The following is a 19,189-nucleotide window of genomic DNA, read 5'->3' on the forward strand; positions in this document are numbered from 1 at the left end:
ATGGCGAGCAAAAAAGAAAATCTAAAGTCACTGTTTTCCAATACTCGGACTCGAGTAATTATCATTTTTACAGCAGCTTTATTAATCATTGCAGTAGTAATAGGTTTTTTTAAAATAAGGGGTGCTACTACCGGTTCGATTGCTGCAGCTGAAGTTTCTACAGTGCCGGGAGGAATTCAATCTATTCCAGGAGTTTTAGATCCAACCGCTCAATATGCCAAATTGCAAGAAGAACAAAATATAACCCAGGCACAAGTCGCTGAAAAAACAGGTGGGAGTGCTATTCCAACGATTATCCGTACTCAAGCATTGGGGGAAGGAGTTGGTGTTATTGGCTCTCAAAGTGGAGTAGGTTTCGCTGCTTTAGCACAAGAAGAGTTAGGTGGTCCTCAACGAAGTTTATGGATACAAGAATTACAAGATGGCAGTTGTAGCAAATCTGTGATTACAAAAGTTGTGAATCAGGGAGCCCAATTAACTGATTTGAAAGCTGCTTGTAGCTGTGTCCAGTTAAAAGATAGTGGGTACGGTTTGCAGGAACTAGAGCAAGTCTGTGAGTGTAAAGAATTAAAATCTGCTGGTTATAATGCAAGGCAGTTGAAGGAGGCAGGTTATAGTGCCGGTCGACTAAGAAATTGTGGATTTGATGCTTGTGAATTACGTAATGCAGGCTTTACAGCACAAGAAATGAAGGATGGAGGTTTTTCTGATGGAGAATTAAAAGGAGCCGGGTTCTCTGATGCTGAAATTGCAAAAGCAAGTGGTTTACCAGATGGTATAACTGCAGATGATGTGCGCAAAGCAGGATGTGGAGCTGCTGCATTGGCCAAATTGCGTCAGGCAGGGGTTAGCGCGTCTGCGATTAGAAAAATAAGCGGTTGTACCGCTGAGCAGTTAAAAGCAGCAGGTTATACCGCTAAAGAATTAAAAGATGCAGGTTTCAGCGCTGCGGACTTAAGACGAGCGGGCTTTTCTGCTGCAGAATTAAAAGATGCTGGATTTACTGCAAGAGATTTGTTAAACGCTGGATTTACACCGGCTGATCTTGCAAAAGCAGGATTTTCTGATGCTCAAATCAAAGCTGCTCAGGCAGAGCTTCCGCCTGGGATTACTCCGCAAGATGTGAAAAATGCTGGTTGTGATGTGGAGGCGCTGAAAAAGGAAAGGGAAGCAGGAGTTAGTGCCGCTTTAATTAGACAATATGCAGGATGTAGCGCACAGGCTCTCAAAGCTGCCGGATTCACTGATGCGGATTTAGCAAACGCAGGATTTACTCCAGCTCAAATCAGTGCAGCAACTCCTTTGAGTGATGCGGAAATAAAGGCGGCTGGCTGTGATCCAGATAAACTGAAAAAATTATTTTCAGCAGGCGTATCTGCGAAACGTATCAAAGAACTCAATGGTTGTAGTGCAGAAGCTTTAAAAGCTGCGGGTTATGACGCACAGTCCTTACTTGCTGCAGGATTTACCCCTCAAGAATTGCTTGCGGCAGGATTTACTCCAAAGCAGTTGGAAGATGCTGGATTAAATCCTGTATCCATTATTGCAGACGGGCGTGTTGCAGATTGCAGCGTAGAGTCATTAAAAAAAGCGAGAGCAGCTGGTGTTAGCGCTTTGACAATAAAGCAAACATTAGGATGTTCCGCTGCAGCATTGAAAGCAGCTGGTTATACTGCAAAAGAACTGAAAGACGCTGGGTTTACTGCAGCTGAATTAAAGGCAGCGGGTTTTAGTGCGAAAGAATTAAAAGATGCCGGTTTTACAGCAAAGGAATTGCGTGATGCAGGTTTCTCAGCCCAGGAATTGAAAGATGTGGGTTTTAGTGCAAAAGATCTAAAAGACGCCGGTTTTTCTGCTGCTGAATTAAAAGCGGCTGGATTCACTGCTGCTCAGTTAAAGGCTGCTGGGTTTTCTGCAAAAGATCTAAAAGATGCTGGTTTTTCTGCAGCGGAATTAAAAGCAGCCGGATTTAGCGCAAAAGAATTGAAAGATGCTGGTTTTAGCGCCTCGGATTTGAAAAATGCCGGATTTAGCGCAAAAGAATTGAAAGATGCTGGTTTTAGCGCCTCAGATTTGAAAAGCGCAGGATTTAGTGCATCAGAATTAAAGAATGCTGGATATTCGGCTGATGAGCTAAAAAAAGCCGGATATACCTCAGCTGAGCTGAGAAATGCTGGATTTTCTCCACAAGAATCAGCCGTTGCAGGGTTACAAGGGCCTGATTTGCAACAACTCGACTCAAGTATCACAGGAATTCCCTCAATTCCTGGCGCTACTCCAAGACCAACAACCAGTGATGCTGCCTCAAGTGCTGAGCAACTTCAGGCTATTTTACAAAAGCAAAATGAGCAATTGGCTGAGCAAAAATATCAGCAAGAAATTCAGCAAAGAACTTCTGACATGCTCACGGCAGCGACTCAGCTGGTTCAAGATTGGAAGCAAGTTGAAACCCAGGTGTATACAGAAGGTACAGAGGAAACTAAAACATCTGGTGGTGAAAGTGCTGTTCCAGGCACAGGTACAGGCACAGGCTCTAATAATCAACCAGTAGATCAAGGCGCAGTTAGTGCTCAGAATCAGGCTATTATCAAAACGGGTGATATTATGTTTGCGGTTCTGGATACTTCTGTGAATAGTGATGAACCTGGTCCAATATTGGCGACTATTGTTACTGGTAAGCTAAAAGGCTCAAAATTAATAGGAAGCTTCAACTTACCGTCCAATGCGGACAAGATGGTGATTACCTTTAATACAATGTCAATTCCAGGAGCAGAAAAAACTATATCCATCTCAGCTTATGCAATTGATCCAAACACGGCAAGAACAGCCCTAGCCAGTAGAACTAATCATCACTATTTAATGCGATATGGTTCCCTGTTTGCTTCTTCTTTCTTACAAGGATTTGGAAATGCATTCCAGTCGGCAAATACAACAATCACCATTGGGGGTACTGGCGGTGGTAATAATATTACTGTAGCTAATGGTGTTGGTCGCTCAACTTTGGAAAATGCGGTTATAGGATTGGCTACCGTTGGAAAGGCATGGAGTCAACAGGCGCAACAATTGTTTAATACACCAACAACTGTGGAAGTTTATTCTGGTACAGGTTTGGGTATTTTATTTACCCAGGATGTTACAACAATTTAATTTGATGGCGGATAATGATGGCAGAGCACGATCAAAATAATGATGAATATAAATTTGCAGAACTTGACTCATACGATATGGATCAGGCTGGTGAATCGGATCTCGATTCAGAAGCCTCGTATCAATCTGGGAAAGAGGGATTAACAAAGAAAAAAGATATTAAGCGAAATGCTCTTATTGCTATTGGGGCAGTTGTATTTATAATGGTGATGTATAAAATAATTGGTTGGATGTTTTTCTCAGACAAATCCAGCCAAGTAACCTCAAAGCCCGCTATTCCTCCGGTGACACAGGTAGCAACACCACAACCTGTACAGACAATACCAACCACCACTCCCATACAACAAGTTCAGCCTACGACTATTATTGAAGATGACCCCGATCTAAAGAAGAAAGTTTCAGCAATAGAAATGACACAGCAGAGTCTTCGTTCTGAAGTCAATGCCCTTAGTGAGCAAATTAATGCAGTAAATAATAATATCAAAAATTTAAATGCTCAAATTGTAAATCTGAATCAAATTATTGGTAATATGTCAAATCAAATTGCTAGACAATCAGAAGTGATTAATGTCTTAATGGCACGTACAACACCTAAGAAAGTTGTAAAAGTGTCTCGGCCAATAGTTCAAGCAAGAATTATTTATTACATACAAGCAGTAATTCCAGGTCGGGCTTGGCTAATTGGCTCAAATGGTTCTACACTTACAGTTAGAGAGGGATCAAAAATTCCAGGATATGGAATGGTTAAATTAATTGATTCTTTGCAAGGTCGTATTTTAACAAGTTCTGGACAAGTGATTAAGTTTAGTCAAGAAGATAGTTGAGGCGTATATGGCTGATCCGACTTGTACTGGCGGCACAGTAGCATGCTGGATAGTGAGTCAAGCTAACATATTAGCTAATATTGCTAATCAGTTGGAGCCTGTTCAAAGGCTGATTACTGGAGGCGCTTATTTGATTGGGTGCGCTTTTATATTTAAGGCAATTTATAGCTTAAAGGTTTATGGAGAAGCCAGGACAATGATGTCGAGTAATACGAGTATCAAAGAGCCGGTGATGTATTTGATGGTAGGTGCATTACTTATCTATTTCCCGTCATTGGTTTCCTCCGTACTGCAAACGACTTTTGGTTATAGCAATCCATTAGCCTACTCAGGAGGTGTGAGTAGTGGAAGCGATACTATTTCAGCCTTATTTGGTAGTGGCAGTCTAGTAGGCAGACCTTTGGTGATGATTATCCGGGTTATTGGTCTAATTGCATTTGTAAGAGGGTGGGTATTAATTGCGCGTTCCGCGTCGCAGGGGCAACCTCCAGGAGGTACAGGTAAAGGTTTGATTCATGTATTTGGGGGAATATTGGCAATCAATATTGTTGGTACAGTTGATATGATTAACAATACTTTATATGGTACTTAAGCTAATTTAAAAACAGGAGAGAATTGTGAACATTAAGGTTATCCATAAATCAGGTTATAAACACTGGCTAGTAAGCGCAGCTTGTTTGGCTTTATTGACTCTAATTTGTCAGGATGCTGCAGCAGGTGTATCGTTAGGTAAAATGGCATCACAAATTACGGGTTCATTTACAAGTCTTACTAAATTGATTACAGCGGGCTCTTACTTGGCTGGATTGGGTTTTTCTATTGGTGCTATTATGAAATTTAAGCAGCACAAGGATAACCCTACTCAAATTCCAATTGGAACACCAATAGCTTTGATATTTATCGCTGCGGCATTATTATTCCTTCCTTCTATTTTAGGAGTGGCCGGAGTAACTATGTTCGGTGGTAGTGGCGGTAAAACTGCTGGACCTACTGGAACAATATATAAGACTAATTAATAGAGAGATTATTTATATTATTTGGGTAAAGAGAATACCGCTTTACCCAATTTAATTTATAGGCTTTTTATTGTGTTAAATAGTAAATTTAAATGATTGTCTCTATTAATATGGTCAAATATCTTTAAGCTGGCTTAGTCAGTAGTTAAGGATAGAACACATAATTTTTTGAAAATTGACTGAATGTGAACCAAACTATGGCGGATAATCAACAACGATGTGAGCTAAAACTAATTGCTTCACCAGGTTCCTGGCGTTTATATTCTGCCAGAAAAATTGATGAGCGATTCAAATCCTATGAGCAAAAAATCTTTCAGCGAGATAGGTATACTTGTCAATTTTGCGGGTTTCAAGCCCGATTATACCAAGACATCGTGAATCTGGATGGTGATTATACAAACAATAGGTTATCAAATTTAGTTACAGCTTGTTGTTTTTGTGCGCAATGCTTTTTTGTTGAGTCAGTTGGAGTTGGTGGTTATGGTGGAGGTACTTTGATCTACCTGCCAGAATTAACCCAAGCTGAACTAAATAGCTTATGCCATGTTCTTTTTTGTGCTATTACCAATGATACCGGATACAAATCCAGTGCACAGAATATTTATAGAAGCTTTAAATTTCGCTCGCAAATTGTTGAAGAAAAATTTGGTGAGGGCACAAGTGACCCTGCAATATTTGGGCAATTAATGATTGATTCTGGTGTGAATAGTGAAGAAATAAGAGAGAAACTTTTTAAAAATATAAGGCTATTACCCTCTAGGGCAAAATTCAGGAAGCAAATAGAGAAATGGGCTGCCAGTGCTTTAGAAGAAATTGCAGATTAAACAGTAAAAGTACTATTAATAATTGAGGACAAAGGATGGCAAATTGGTCAGAATCGTTTTTTGAAGGCGTCGATACTTTCTTTGCCTGGTTAAGTACTTCCTTGAAGCAAACTACAGAGTCTTATATAGATTTGGAAACGGCGGATAGCCCTACCGTATTAGTTAATCATGATGGATCATTACTGTCGGTATTAAAAATTGAAGGGATTACTGGATTGGCAGGCCCTGAAGAGTTTGAACGACTCGTTGAAGGTTTAGCCAACTCATTTCAAGCTGCTATGGGTAGACCTGGTCATGCGCTACAAGTTTATTTTAGCCATGATAAGCAAAACATAGTAAAAATGATCAAGGATATTTATGACCCTGCGGAAGCAACAGCAAGTCGTCTTGAACTTAATTTAAGAGATTTATTTGAGGAGCGGGTCAATTATTTATCACAATATTGTGCAGAGGAGCGTGTTTATTTTGTTTTGTATACAAGACCATTTAACTTGGCGAGCGATCAGTTAAAAGCTGCGAACAAAGCAAAAATGAAGATGATCAAGGATACAAAAGCTCCTCCATTTAAAAACACACAAACGATTTTTGCGGCTGTTCCGGAAATAAGAGATACACATGATGCTTATGTGCGTGCAATTCTAAATGATTTGGATGCCCTTAATGTGATAGCTAAGTTGCTTGAGGTGCACGATGCAGTACATGCCATTCGCATGACAGGTGATCCTGATTATACTGCAGATGATTGGCGCGCAACTTTACCTGGAGATAAAATACCTGTTCGCGAGCTGAATAATTTTGAGGGGGATCCTTCTGATTTATTATGGCCGCCGTTGTCCAGGCAGGTTTTGCCAAGAGATGCAGAGATTATTGATTTACGCACTGTCCGAGTGGGCGATAAAATTTATGCTTCAACCTATATTGATTTGTTTCCAAAGGATGTAAGACCATTTATTAGTTTATTTTCTCGTATTCTTCCTTCACATGTGCCCTGGAAAATTTCTTTTTTGCTAGAAAGCGAAGGATTAAGCACAATTAAATTGAAGGGGCTCTTGGCAGCGATATTGAGCTTTAGCTCTGCACAGAATCGTTTAATTAGTGATTCGGTTAATCTGCTGAAATATATACAACTCAATACTGATGAGGCGATTGTAAGACTACGCGTCGTTGCAACAACCTGGGCTCCTGAAGGCAATATTCCCTTGTTGCGGCGGAGAAGTTCTGAGTTAGTAAAGGCTATTGAAGGTTGGGGTTCTACTGATGTATCAGAGATTTGTGGGGATCCGTTTGCAGGCTTTGTGTCAAGTATGCTAGCTACTACTTTGAACAGCTCAGCAGTAGCATCAGTAGCTCCTTTGTCAGACGTTATCTCAATGCTGCCTATTACAAGACCAGCATCTCCCTGGAAAACAGGAGCCTTGCTTTTTAGAACACCAGATGGTAAACCGTGGCCGTTTCAACCAGGCTCAACTGAACAAACTACTTGGATTGATCTGGTTTACGCTCGTCCTGGTTCTGGTAAATCTGTGTTGTCAAATGCACTGAATTTAGCTCTTTGTCTTTCAGGTGGTTTAATGCGTTTGCCGCGCATAGCAATTATTGATATAGGCCCCTCAAGTAGCGGTTTGATTTCATTGTTAAAAGAGGCTCTCCCTGCATCTAAGCGTCATTTGGTTGCTTATCATAGATTAAGGATGACCCCAGATTATTCGATTAATCCCTTTGATACCCAATTGGGATGTCGTTATCCAACTGCTTTGGAACGATCATTCTTAGTCAACTTCATGACCTTGCTAACTACGCCATTAGGTGCTGCAAAGCCATATGACGGTATGGCAGATTTGGCGGGTATGGTGGTAGATGAATTATATAAAAGCATGGCTGATGAATTCAATCCGACACCCTATGCTCCAGGAATAGAGGAATTTATCGATGGCATCCTGGAGGAAATAGGCTTTGTCCGAGATGCCAAATCAACCTGGTGGGAAGTGACGGACGCGCTCTATTCAGCAGGTTTTGTTCATGAGGCGATGTTAGCGCAAAGATATGCAATGCCGTTATTAGCGGATGCTGCTTCTATCTGTAGAACACCATCAATTGAGGATTTATATGAAAAGATTACGGCGCCAACTGGTGAATCACTAATTAATGCTTTTTCAAGAATGATTTCATCAGCTGTTCGCGAATATCCTATTTTATCACGGGTCACTAGTTTTGATATTGGTGACGCAAGAGTAGTGTCTCTTGATTTGGATGAAGTAGCGAAAAGTGGTGGTGATGCGGCAGATAGACAAACAGCGGTTATGTATATGCTAGCCAGATATGTATTGGCAAGGCACTATTATTTAACAGAAGAAAGTTTGAATAATGTACCGGAACAATATAAAGAGTATCACAAACAGAGAGTATTAGAGATTCGAGAAGATCATAAGCGTATTGTTTATGATGAATTCCATCGCACGGCAAAATCGTCTGCTGTTCGTGAGCAAGTTATTATTGATATGCGTGAAGGCCGAAAATGGAAAGTGCAAATTTCCTTATTATCACAAGCAGTAGATGACTTTGATCCGGTAATGATTGATTTTGCTACCGCTATTTATGTTATGGATGCAGGACCATCTCAAGCTGTCGAGAAGACCAGTCAAATTTTTGGACTTTCTGAAACAGCCAAGATTGCGTTACGTACTCGAGTTCATGGTCCTAGACAAGGTGGCGCTACTTTCCTTGCTCAGTTTGCTACTAAAACAGGTATCAACGTACAATTATTAACCTTAACATTGGGCCCGGTCGAATTATGGGCATTTAGTACTACTGCAGAAGATGCCACAGTACGAAATCTTTTGTATAGGCATCTGGGACCAAGTGAAGCTCGACGGCTTTTAGCTGCACTGTTCCCAAATGGTACAGTGACTAAAGAATTGGAGGCTCGATTAGCAAGCATGAAGCAAAAAGTTGGGTTAATTGAAGACGATGAGAGAGAGGGAATGATTAACCAATTGGTGAATGATATTCTTGATGCTTATTCAAAAGATCCCAACGTGAAAAGCTTGCCTGCAAAAGTAGGTTGAAGCAGGTAAGATTTTTATTAGTATGGCTCAATGCACTTATTTTCTGGCTATTAATGCTGGGTTTTTTCTACTAAAAAACTGATTTAAATCTATTGTTGTTTATTCAATCGATAGAAATTATGTCGGTTCATCTCAATCTAATGCCTTAAGTAAGCTCTTTTTGATAGCTTTCACGAATGGAAATAGTTATTGGTATCACGATAAGGGTCCATAGGAAAAGGTACCAAGCCGGAGCCATTTTATTGCTGCTTAATTCAATCAGGCTAAACGCAACCAAAGGCATGGTACCGCCAAATAAAGCCTGGCCAATGTTATAGGATATGGAAATCCCACTCGCCCGTACACTGGTTGGAAACATTTCTGCAATAATAGTGGGTACTGTCGCATTGATTGGGGCTAAAGCTATCGCTAGTAATAATTCGCTGCATAATGCTTTCCACCAACTACCACTTAATAAGAGCCAAAAAAATGGGAAGATTAGTAGGCAAAGAGCAAATAAACCGATTAAGAAAATAGGCTTACGTCCCACAACATCAGAAAGAAATCCCATCAGCGGTATTAAAACTGTCAAAAGAGCAAGGGCAATTAAATTGATTAATAACGCATCTTTCAAGAGAAAATACTCTGATTTGACTAAAAAAGTTGTGACATAGGCGATAAGTACATAATTAGACATGGCAAGAATGCTAGTAATTATCACAGATAAAAACAGTTGCTGTTTAAATCGCGTGAATACCACTTTTGCAGGAAGTTCAGCAGTATGCTTATCCTTTAGAAATGTGGGTGATTCAAAGCTTTTAATACGCAAATAAATGCCCAAAATTCCTAAAATACCTCCTAACAGATACGCATACCTCCACCCCCAATTTAATAGAGCATCACCTGTAAATAATGTGCTGAATATTGAGGCGGTAAGCGCTCCAATAAAAATACCTAAAAAAGCGCTACTTAACACGAGGCTGCCAGCGAGCCCCCGGCTTTGTTGAAACATATGCTCAATCAAATAGGTGGTCGAGCCGGGCAGTTCGCCTCCCACTGCAAGCCCCTGAATGAGCCGTAAAACAGAAAATAAAAGTGGGGCGATAATTCCCCATGAATTAAAATCAGGTAATACTGCAATTAATGCGGTAGAAATGGTCATTACTGACATAGATAGTATTAATGCTTTCCGCCGTCCTACATGATCAGCATAGTGCCCGAGCAAAAGCCCACCAATTGGACGCATAATGAATCCTATAGCAAATAAGCTAAATGTTGCTATAAGAGAAACAAAATGGATTTTTGAAGGGAAAAAAATTTCAGCAAAGACAGGAGCAAAACTGGCATAGAGCAAGAAATCATACCACTCCAAAGCATTTCCGTATAATCCAGCAATAATGCTGTGTTTGGTATTTTGTTTCATAATTATGCAATATGGTCGTTTAAAGTAAACCCATTTAGAATTCCTGGAGTAAAAGGATTAATTTGGTTGTTTGTTTTTAATAAATAGCGGCCGGAGTTGCTATTCACTTCAAAAAGTATTTGGAGGCTTGAACTATCTTGTTCATCCACAAGCACATTGACTTTTTCAAGTAATTTAAATATTGCCCAGGTTCCATATTCTGCGAGCTCGTAATGATTCCCTTCAATAGAATCAAGAGCCAATTTAGCGTTGTTTTGAGGCCAGGTGAAGCGAATTAGTGAATCGCTTGTTTGATTATCCATCAATTTAGTGCCGCCAATTTCAAGGACTAGATTAGAAACTACAGGATCCAGAGAGATCTTTTGCAAGCTAAAATCAATTTTGCTTTCATCACTGTGATCAGGAAAGAACATATTAGTAATGATATTGGCGCGAATTAACTCATCAATTACTTCATTTGAAATAGGCAAGATGAAATCATTCACAGCTTTAGGCTTCCATTCTGGAGATGAAGTGTCAAGAAATGGCTTAATGTATTGTTCAGAGTAGGTGTTCAATAAGCCATGTGTTGAGAAAAAGCGATTAAAATCTGCAATATCTATTTCTGCAGTTTGTGACGAGTCAAAAGGATAGCGCTGGGCAATAGAGTTTTGGAACTCTCTATAGACGGTTTTTTGCCACTGATTATTAATGTATTGACGACTATCTCTAATCAGTATAACCCAAATGTCACCAGCTATTTGCTTTGTCCACGAACTCAATGGTTCAGGTAATTGTCGTGCCTGGCTGTAGAGCAAACTCACAGGGTCAGAGGAATTTTCATTGAGAAAACGCGAGCGTGTAATGGTAAACGCTGTTTTACCTCCATCATTTACAACAGATAAAGTTGCAATAAATCGTTCTAATTCAGAAATTCTAAAATCTAATTCCTTAATGCTGGATAAAGTTGTTAAATTTAAATCAGTAAATTGATTGGCAATGAATTGATTAAAGGTGGATATGCCTTCGGTTAAATCCGGTTTGGTTTCCTGCTGAATAAGATTAGCGAATTTATAAAACGAATTGGATTGTTGTATTAATTTTGTTAATTGACGACCTTGCTGATAATCCTGATAACGTAATGGTTGGGATTTCTTCATGAACGTTTGCCACCAAGTGACGTAATCAAAACAATAAGCCTGAATCAGCATATTGTGTAATTGAGACAAATCCTGTCTCGCAAGTACCCAGTTTTCTGATTGAAGTGTACTGGTAATTTTAGGTAATTCGTTAATAATTTTTGTAAATCCGGTTTTAGTAAAATAGGTTGGCACTTCATCCGTAGGTATAGAAAAACCTTCAATCACAATCTTTTGTTTTTCCTGAGGGAAATATTCTTTCGCAATAGAGTAATATAAATAGCTTGTTGGAAGTGCATTAAGATAATTCCTCGCATCACTGATTATTTGTGATTTGATGGGTATATTTTGAGGAGGATTGCTAAGAGTTTGTTTTAAAAGAGCCAACTGTTTTTGCGTAGTGCCTGGTGCACGTCCCTGCCATTGTTGTTGAAACCAATCCAGAATGGGTTGGGATGAAAAATATTTTGAGTTTCCTAACATTAAATAAATTTTTAAAGCCTTATAACGAGTGATAGGGGTGTTGCCAGGACTTGTGATGACTTGTTCTAACTCATTAGCTAAGGAGGGAAGAAATTCTCCTTGTAAACGATTTTGAGCATTGTTGTGAAGGTTTAATTTTAATTGGTGCACAGTAGGCAGCGATATGGAGTTTGATGTAATGTGATTCATTTTATTTGCAGCCTGCGATAAGTGATATAGCGCTTGTGCACCACTAGTGCCCTGATTATTCAGTGCTTCATAGGCAAGCAATTCTTTACTAGCCTCATCAAGAATATGAGAGGTTTTGTAGTGGTTATAGACCAGCGTTAATAAACTGAGCCCGGCCAAACTTACTGCAACAGCAATGAATGGTTTTTGAGAAAATTTTGTAGTCTGTGGTACCTGGATGCATTGTTCCTGGATTGTTTGCAGTGCACCTTCTACAAAATAGGATCTGAAATTGGTCGCTTGAGGGAAAGTATCCTGAACAACCAGAGCGTATTCATGCTGAATTTTTTTGTTTAGCCTATCTACACTGACTCCACCTTGCTCGGCACTCGTGAAAAAAATAGAGTGAACATGGAATAATTTTGGCGAAATCCCCTGAATTAACGACTGAATTGGGGCTCTCAAGCTGGCTAATTGCAAAGGAAATTCGCGTATCAAACTGCGCTTAATAGTAGAACGTGCCGGGTGCATTTTATTGATAACTTGCTGTCCTAAAGCTTCAATTAATTGATTGAATTGAAGGGAAAACGTTTCAATTTTTTTACTTAATTGGTTGACACAATCAAGGGAAAAGCCAAGAGGTTTAGATAGATCATTGACATGATCCATTTGATAAAACTCAGAAAAGCCAGCCAAGGTATCCATTTTGGTGAATATTAAAGCTAATTCAGCCTGATATCCCAGGTTAACACCTAAACGTTGAATAAGTTGCAAATGAGATTTTTTTTGTTCAGTGAATTGTGCTGGTTCGGCGATCAGTAAATCATTGACATCCACACATAAAATCAAGCCTGTAATTTTGAGATGGCGATTGCATTTATTTAATTGTTTAAGTGTTGTGAGCAATAATGTTTTGCTATTGGTAAGCCAATTTTCACCAAGCTCTACTATGATTCCCTTTTGATTAAAATACAGTTTGGCATGCTCTTCGCTGAATACGGGCATTTCTTCCATATTACTTTGCTTTAACAGTGCCGATTTGCCTTGGGCGTTTTTTCCGGTGATGACAACAAAAGATAATTGATTAGTTTGTGGTTTTAATTGAGAGAGAATTTTTTTTATAGCATCACATAATGCGCGTAATGAATTGTCCATTAGTTTTCCAGCATAGCAAGTTGGGTATGTCCAAATAAAACAGTTTTAGCTTTGTTTTCTAATAAAACATGGCTAGTAACAAAAGCTAGAATTACAATACCTACAGCAGCAATAGTTGTTATCCACGTTGCTTTATAATTTTTTTTAATAGTTTTGGGAAGAGGATTCTCATTAAACAAGCGATGTGGTTTATTAAAACGGTATTTTTGTATGATTTGATATAAATCTTCAATAGTATTATCAAGACATTGTCGCCCGTCTGCTTTCAGATGGTACTCACCCTCAAATCCGGCAATGAGGCAAAAGTAGGCCAATTCAATTAAATCGAGAAATTGATTTGGCCTCTCTTTAATGTAGTTCAATATTTCAAAAAAACGCTGCTGGGGTTGTGCCCCATCACTTGATAAGGGAGTAAATGATTTGAACTCTGTCGTCAGGTTATAGACCCTTAGATAACTTTTACCTAATATTTCATCAATGGTAGCTGATAATAAATATTGAGCAATGCTAATAATATCCAACGGATATTTAGAAGCGTCTAATTTACTGTGAAAGGCGCGTAATTCATGCTGTATATTTTCTCTTATATCCTCTACTGGAGGTAAAGAAGGACTTAAACAAAGTCTTTCCAATAAAGACAGTATTGGTCCGGCCGCTGCAACTAAAACATTTGTAGAAAATGGGGCAATAAATAATTTCGAACGATAATATCCACTTGGAACCAACGCAGGCTCTGTGATTGCAAGACGATTGACAAGTGAGGACGGGTATTGCTCAGTTGTCATTATATTACTCCATGGGTTTCAGTGATGCATTAGACTTTCAGTAGCATTTTTGTCTTTTGCGTGATTGCTAGTTGATTAGTAAGTATTCCTATAATTCTTATTTATTCTATAGGTAAAATCTGCTTCTAGAAATACTTGCTCCTTGTTCTAATATCAAGTCCATCAGTCCTACAAGAAAAGGTCCATTTATGCTAATCAAAAAGCCTCAATTAAAAAGAAGATGATACGTTATATACGACTCTTTGTTCAAGTTAGTCAAGCTTAGAATTAATACATGCTTGACATTAATGTTTAAAATGTCGCACTCCTGTAAAAATCATCGCTATGTTGTGTTGGTCGGCGCAAGAAATGATTTTTTCATCTCTGATAGAGCCCCCTGGTTGAATAATTGCGGATATACCAGCCTTCGCTGCTATTTCAATGGTATCAGGGAAAGGGATAAATGCGTCTGAGGCCATAACAGCGCCTTTGGGATCAAACCCCATTTGCTCTGCTTGCCACAAACCAATACGAGCACTCATTACTCGACTGGTTTGTCCTCCGCCAATCCCTATAGTGGTCAAATCATTAGCGTATACAATGGCATTAGATTTGACATGCTTGGCTGCTAACCAAGCGAACATTAAATTTTGTAGTTGTTCATCAGTGGGTTTTATCTGGGTAACGGTTTGTAGCTCACATGATTCCAGAGAAAGAGAATCGTGTTCTTGTACTAATAGACCACCATCAACTTTCTTCATACTTAATCTAAAATTATTACCTTGTTGCCAAAAACCGGTTAGAAGAACACGAGTGTTTTCTTTGGTTGCCAGAATTTTTTTTGCTTCTTCATTGGCATCAGGTGCAATAATCACTTCAACAAATTGTTTTTCTAATATTGCTTTTGCCGTATCGCTATCCAGAGTTCCATTGAAAGCAATAATTCCACCATAAGCGGATATCGGATCACTTTGAAAGGCTTTTAAGTAAGCATCAAGTGATGTGTCGGATAGCGCAATGCCACAGGGGTTGGTATGTTTTACAATGACGCAAACCGACTTTTCATTGGAAAATGATTTCACACAATCGAGAGCTGCATCGGCATCAAGAATATTATTATAGGATAATTGTTTTCCCTGTAATAAGGTTGCTGTACTTAGAGAGCCTGGATGTGAATTTTTATCAGCATAAAAAATAGCTTGCTGATGGGGGTTTTCACCATAACGAAGATCAGTAATTTTATTAAATTGGCAGGTTAGTATGTCGGGAAATCCAGTTGGGACATAATCATTATCCAAAGTAGTTAAATAATTTGCAATTGCGGCATCGTAGGCTGCAGTATGGGCAAATGCTTTTTTAGCTAACGCAAAATTCCAATGGGAAGGTGCTTTCTGATCTTGTAAATAATGAATTAATTTTGAGTAATCATTTGGATCAACTATGACATAAGTATGGGCATGATTTTTAGCTGCCGCTCGCACCATTGCTGGTCCACCAATGTCAATGTTTTCAATGGCCTTATTAAAATCGCAGTCCGGGTGGTTAATGACTTGTTCAAAGGGGTATAAATTGACAATCAGTAAATCAATAGGTTTTATTCCATGTTGTCTTAAAACTGGGCTGTCTTCTTCTCCGCGGGCTAATAAACCAGCATGAATGGCTGGATGAAGGGTTTTGACTCTTCCATCCATTATTTCGGGAAATCCTGTGCACTCACTGACATCGGTAACGGGTAATTTATGTTCTCTTAATATGGCAGCTGTGTTTCCAGTGGCTATCAATTCCACTCCTTGGTCATGTAAGACTTGACCGAGTTCTCTTATTCCTCTTTTATCGGAAACACTCAGTAGTGCTCGTCGTGGCTTGAAAGAAGAGTAAATTTGTTTTTTCGCCATTTACATATACCTTAGTGATATAGTTATTATTTGCTTGTAAAAACCAGCAACGACCATCCCTCACAATATTCAGTTGCAATATGGGTGAATGCGGAATCATAAGCATCAATCAGCAAAGGGGCCTGTTCTTCCAGAATTCCTGATGTTACCAAATGCGCGCCTGACGGGAGCAGTTGATGAAAACGTTCCTTTAAACTGATTAATGGAGCCAACAAAATATTTGCGATAACTAAATGCACAGGATTTTGCAATGCTTCCGGGAAGCTGATAGAGAGTTGGCTCTCAGTGATATGGTTGGCATGCGCATTACTTTGTGTGGCTTGTAAGGCTTGATTATCTATGTCAACAGCATAGACATGTTTAGCTCCTAGCTTGATTGCCGCGAGTGAGAGTATTCCTGAACCACAACCATAATCTATTATTGATTTATTTTTTAAATCAGCCTGCTCCAGCCAAGTTAGGCATAGGGAGGTTGTCGCATGTGTGCCTGTACCAAATGCTAACCCAGGATCTAATATTAAATTAACCGCATCAGGTTCCGGGGGAGGGAGCCAAGTAGGACAGACCCATAAGCGGTTACCAAAACGTTGAGGTCGAAAATCATCCATCCAGGCTCTTTCCCAATTTTTATCAGCGAGCAGTTCCAAACTGCAATGCAGAGATGGTCTTTTAGCAACCAATTGTTCTCTTGCGTATTGCGCCTCTTCTGCTTGGGCAAATAGGGCATGAATGATTACTTCAGGCCATAAAGGCGTTGTCCCTGGCTCTGGTTCAAGAACGGGGTTGTCATTTTTGTCTGTGAGTGTGATGGACAAGGCACCGCATTCTTCGAGTTCCTCGGTTATTTCTTCAATCTTGTCATTAGGACAATGTTCTATTTTTAGTTGAAACCACACGCTATGAATCCTTGAGCATTTTTTCTAGATAGTGAATGTTTGTGCCACCTTCCATAAAAGATTTGTCATGAAGAATACGTTGGTGTAATTCAATATTTGTCTTTATGCCATCAATGATAATTTCATCAAGGGCATTACGCATCCTGGCAATCGCTTCTGCTCTTGTTGCCCCATAACTTATTAATTTTCCTATCATGGAATCGTAATTAGGTGGAACAACATAGCTGCTGTAGATGTGAGAATCAAAACGAATGCCTGGGCCTCCTGGTTGATGAAGTAATTTTATGGTTCCAGGAGAGGGCATAAAATTCCTTGGATCTTCCGCATTGATTCGGCATTCAATAGCATGGCCGCGTAATTTAATATCTTTTTGGGTTAATGTCAGAGGAATATCGCTGGCAATTTTGATTTGTTCCTTAATTAAATCAATCCCAGTGATCATTTCAGTTACTGGATGCTCAACCTGAATGCGCGTATTCATTTCGATGAAATAAAAACAACCATCTTGAAATAAAAATTCAAAGGTTCCAGCACCTCGGTATTGTAACTCTTTGCAAGCTTTAATCACTGACGCGCCAATTTCTTCTCTTAATTCAGGAGTGATTCCTGGAGCCGGAGCTTCTTCTACGACTTTTTGATGTCGTCTTTGCATCGAGCAATCACGCTCACCCAAATGTATAGCATGCCCTTTCCCATCACCAAGGACTTGGAATTCAACATGGCGAGGATTTTCCAGAAATTTTTCCATGTAAACTATCGGGTTATTGAAAGCGGCTTTTGCTTCGCTTCGGGTTAACGCAATAGCACTAAGTAAATTGGATTCGCTATGAACGACTCTCATGCCACGTCCACCACCGCCGCCGGCTGCTTTGATAATGATTGGATAACCAATTTTTCGCGCCAACTCGAGATTTTTGTTGTCGTCATCTCCTAAAGGACCGTCTGAACCGGGAACACAGGGTACTCCTGCCGCTTTCATGGCAGCAATCGCGGAAACTTTATCCCCCATAAGACGAATGGAGTCGCCGCGTGGGCCAATAAAACGGAAACCGCTTTGCTCAACAATATCTGCAAAATCGGCATTTTCTGATAAAAATCCATAACCTGGATGTATCGCTACTGCATCAGTAATTTCTGCCGCAGATATAATTGCAGGAATATTGAGATAGCTTTTTTGGGCAGGTGCAGGGCCTATGCATACGGTTTCATCAGCCAGGCGAACGTGCAATAAATCTTTGTCTACATCAGAGTGAACAGCAACAGTCTGAATGCCAAGTTCTTTACAAGCACGCAGTATACGAAGCGCAATTTCGCCTCGATTAGCAATAACTATTTTACTGAGCATAAACAGGCCTCTCTATTCTATAATAAACAAGGCCTGGTCATATTCAACAGGATCCCCGTTTTTTACCAAGATTTCAACAATTTTCCCAGCACGATCGGCTTCAATTTCATTGAACATTTTCATTGCTTCAATAATGCATAGAGTATCTCCTGCTTTAACAGATTGTCCCACTGTTACAAAAGGTGGGCTTTCTGGAGATGGCGCTGTGTACATTGTTCCAACCATTGGTGAACGAATTTTATGACCTGAGGAGGCTGAAGTAACTTGTTTATTTTCAATAACATGAGACTCGGTGGTAGAAGTATTGGAGGAAGGAGCAGAGGCCGTTTGCTTCACAGCAGAAGGAGCCACATAATGAATTTGTGGAGCTGTTTCTGCTACTATATTACTATGCCGACTTAGTCTTAACGACTCTTCTCCTTCTTTGATTTCAATCTCTGAAATACCAGTTTCTTCCAGGAGTTCAATAAGTTTTCTGATTTTTCTGATATCCATTTGTTTTTTCTCTCTACTTTAATTCTTTGATAATCGCTTGTAAGGCCAGTAAATACCCTTTCGTCCCCAAACCGCTAATGACACCAACGGCAATATCTGAGAAATAGGAATGGTGACGAAAAGTTTCACGGGAAAAAATGTTACTTAAATGAACCTCAATAAATGGGATGGCAACCGCACTTAAAGCATCTCTAAGAGCAATGCTTGTGTGAGTAAATGCCGCAGGATTTATGATAATGTAATTGATTTTATCAATTCCAGCCTGATGGACAGCTTGAATTAACTCTGCTTCAGCATTGCTTTGAAAGCAGCTGAGTCGAATCCCTGCATTGTCTGCTTCCTGGATTAAATCACCATTGATTTGAGTTAACGAAGCATGTCCATAAATGGACGGTTCTCGGGAGCCTAAAAGGTTTAGATTAGGACCATGTAATACTAGAATTTTTTTCATTACACATCAGTATAGTCTGAGATTTGCAGATTTTGCCTGAACTTTATGAACATGTCTATATATCTGCGAGGATATCGGCAAGATCTCCGCAAGTTTAGCAAGAAATTTTATATTTAGTAAAAAGCAATGGATTGTACTTAA

Annotated in this window: 14 protein-coding genes; 6 read left to right on the forward strand and 8 right to left on the reverse strand. The window is 39.6% G+C overall.

Annotated elements, in window-relative coordinates; all coding sequences use genetic code 11:
- From dotG to icmB, 6 genes are all read left to right on the forward strand, one after another.
- The gene (gene dotG / locus LPG_RS02255; RefSeq protein ID WP_010946200.1) at positions 1–3,147 is read left to right on the forward strand and encodes a type IVB secretion system protein DotG/IcmE; all 3,147 of its coding nucleotides are present in this window, start codon (positions 1–3) and stop codon (positions 3,145–3,147) included.
- A gap of 14 nt (positions 3,148–3,161) precedes the next feature.
- Positions 3,162–3,971, forward strand: coding sequence for a type IVB secretion system protein IcmG/DotF (icmG, locus tag LPG_RS02260; protein ID WP_010946201.1), 810 nt, complete (start codon positions 3,162–3,164; stop codon positions 3,969–3,971).
- A 7-nt stretch (positions 3,972–3,978) separates the two neighbouring features.
- Entirely contained in the window at positions 3,979–4,563 is a 585-nt protein-coding gene (icmC, locus tag LPG_RS02265; protein WP_010946202.1) for a type IVB secretion system protein IcmC/DotE, read from the forward strand.
- A 25-nt stretch (positions 4,564–4,588) separates the two neighbouring features.
- Complete coding sequence (gene icmD / locus LPG_RS02270; RefSeq protein WP_011214707.1) at positions 4,589–4,987, forward strand: type IVB secretion system protein IcmD/DotP; 399 nt, start codon at positions 4,589–4,591, stop codon at positions 4,985–4,987.
- 197 nt (positions 4,988–5,184) lie between these two features.
- Positions 5,185–5,811 (forward strand): type IVB secretion system protein IcmJDotN, encoded by a 627-nt coding sequence (icmJ, locus tag LPG_RS02275; RefSeq protein ID WP_011214708.1) that lies wholly within the window; start codon positions 5,185–5,187, stop codon positions 5,809–5,811.
- A 35-nt stretch (positions 5,812–5,846) separates the two neighbouring features.
- Complete coding sequence (gene icmB / locus LPG_RS02280; RefSeq protein ID WP_010946205.1) at positions 5,847–8,876, forward strand: type IVB secretion system protein IcmB/DotO; 3,030 nt, start codon at positions 5,847–5,849, stop codon at positions 8,874–8,876.
- Between the two features lie 145 nt (positions 8,877–9,021).
- Here the strand turns inward: icmB and LPG_RS02285 are convergent, their stop codons facing one another.
- From LPG_RS02285 to aroQ, 8 genes are all read right to left on the reverse strand, one after another.
- The gene (locus LPG_RS02285) at positions 9,022–10,278 is read right to left on the reverse strand and encodes an MFS transporter (RefSeq protein ID WP_010946206.1); all 1,257 of its coding nucleotides are present in this window, start codon (positions 10,276–10,278) and stop codon (positions 9,022–9,024) included.
- 2 nt (positions 10,279–10,280) lie between these two features.
- Positions 10,281–13,202: a type IVB secretion system protein IcmF gene (gene icmF / locus LPG_RS02290; protein WP_010946207.1), complete on the reverse strand. Its 2,922-nt coding sequence runs from the start codon at positions 13,200–13,202 to the stop codon at positions 10,281–10,283.
- The gene (icmH, locus tag LPG_RS02295) at positions 13,202–13,987 is read right to left on the reverse strand and encodes a type IVB secretion system protein IcmH/DotU (RefSeq protein WP_010946208.1); all 786 of its coding nucleotides are present in this window, start codon (positions 13,985–13,987) and stop codon (positions 13,202–13,204) included. Before icmH ends, icmF begins: the two co-directional genes overlap by 1 nt.
- Positions 13,988–14,271: 284 nt before the next feature.
- Positions 14,272–15,861, reverse strand: a complete 1,590-nt coding sequence (gene purH / locus LPG_RS02300) for a bifunctional phosphoribosylaminoimidazolecarboxamide formyltransferase/IMP cyclohydrolase (protein ID WP_010946209.1) — start codon at positions 15,859–15,861, stop codon at positions 14,272–14,274.
- 26 nt (positions 15,862–15,887) lie between these two features.
- On the reverse strand, positions 15,888–16,757 hold the full coding sequence (prmA, locus tag LPG_RS02305) for a 50S ribosomal protein L11 methyltransferase (RefSeq protein ID WP_010946210.1): 870 nt from the start codon (positions 16,755–16,757) through the stop codon (positions 15,888–15,890).
- A 1-nt stretch (position 16,758) separates the two neighbouring features.
- Positions 16,759–18,102, reverse strand: coding sequence for an acetyl-CoA carboxylase biotin carboxylase subunit (accC, locus tag LPG_RS02310; protein WP_011213101.1), 1,344 nt, complete (start codon positions 18,100–18,102; stop codon positions 16,759–16,761).
- A 12-nt stretch (positions 18,103–18,114) separates the two neighbouring features.
- On the reverse strand, positions 18,115–18,597 hold the full coding sequence (accB, locus tag LPG_RS02315; RefSeq protein ID WP_010946212.1) for an acetyl-CoA carboxylase biotin carboxyl carrier protein: 483 nt from the start codon (positions 18,595–18,597) through the stop codon (positions 18,115–18,117).
- Between the two features lie 13 nt (positions 18,598–18,610).
- The gene (gene aroQ / locus LPG_RS02320) at positions 18,611–19,048 is read right to left on the reverse strand and encodes a type II 3-dehydroquinate dehydratase (protein WP_010946213.1); all 438 of its coding nucleotides are present in this window, start codon (positions 19,046–19,048) and stop codon (positions 18,611–18,613) included.
- Between the last annotated feature and the right edge of the window lie 141 nt (positions 19,049–19,189).

Origin of the sequence: Legionella pneumophila subsp. pneumophila str. Philadelphia 1 (genome assembly GCF_000008485.1) — a bacterium.
In the GTDB taxonomy this organism is placed as follows: domain Bacteria; phylum Pseudomonadota; class Gammaproteobacteria; order Legionellales; family Legionellaceae; genus Legionella; species Legionella pneumophila.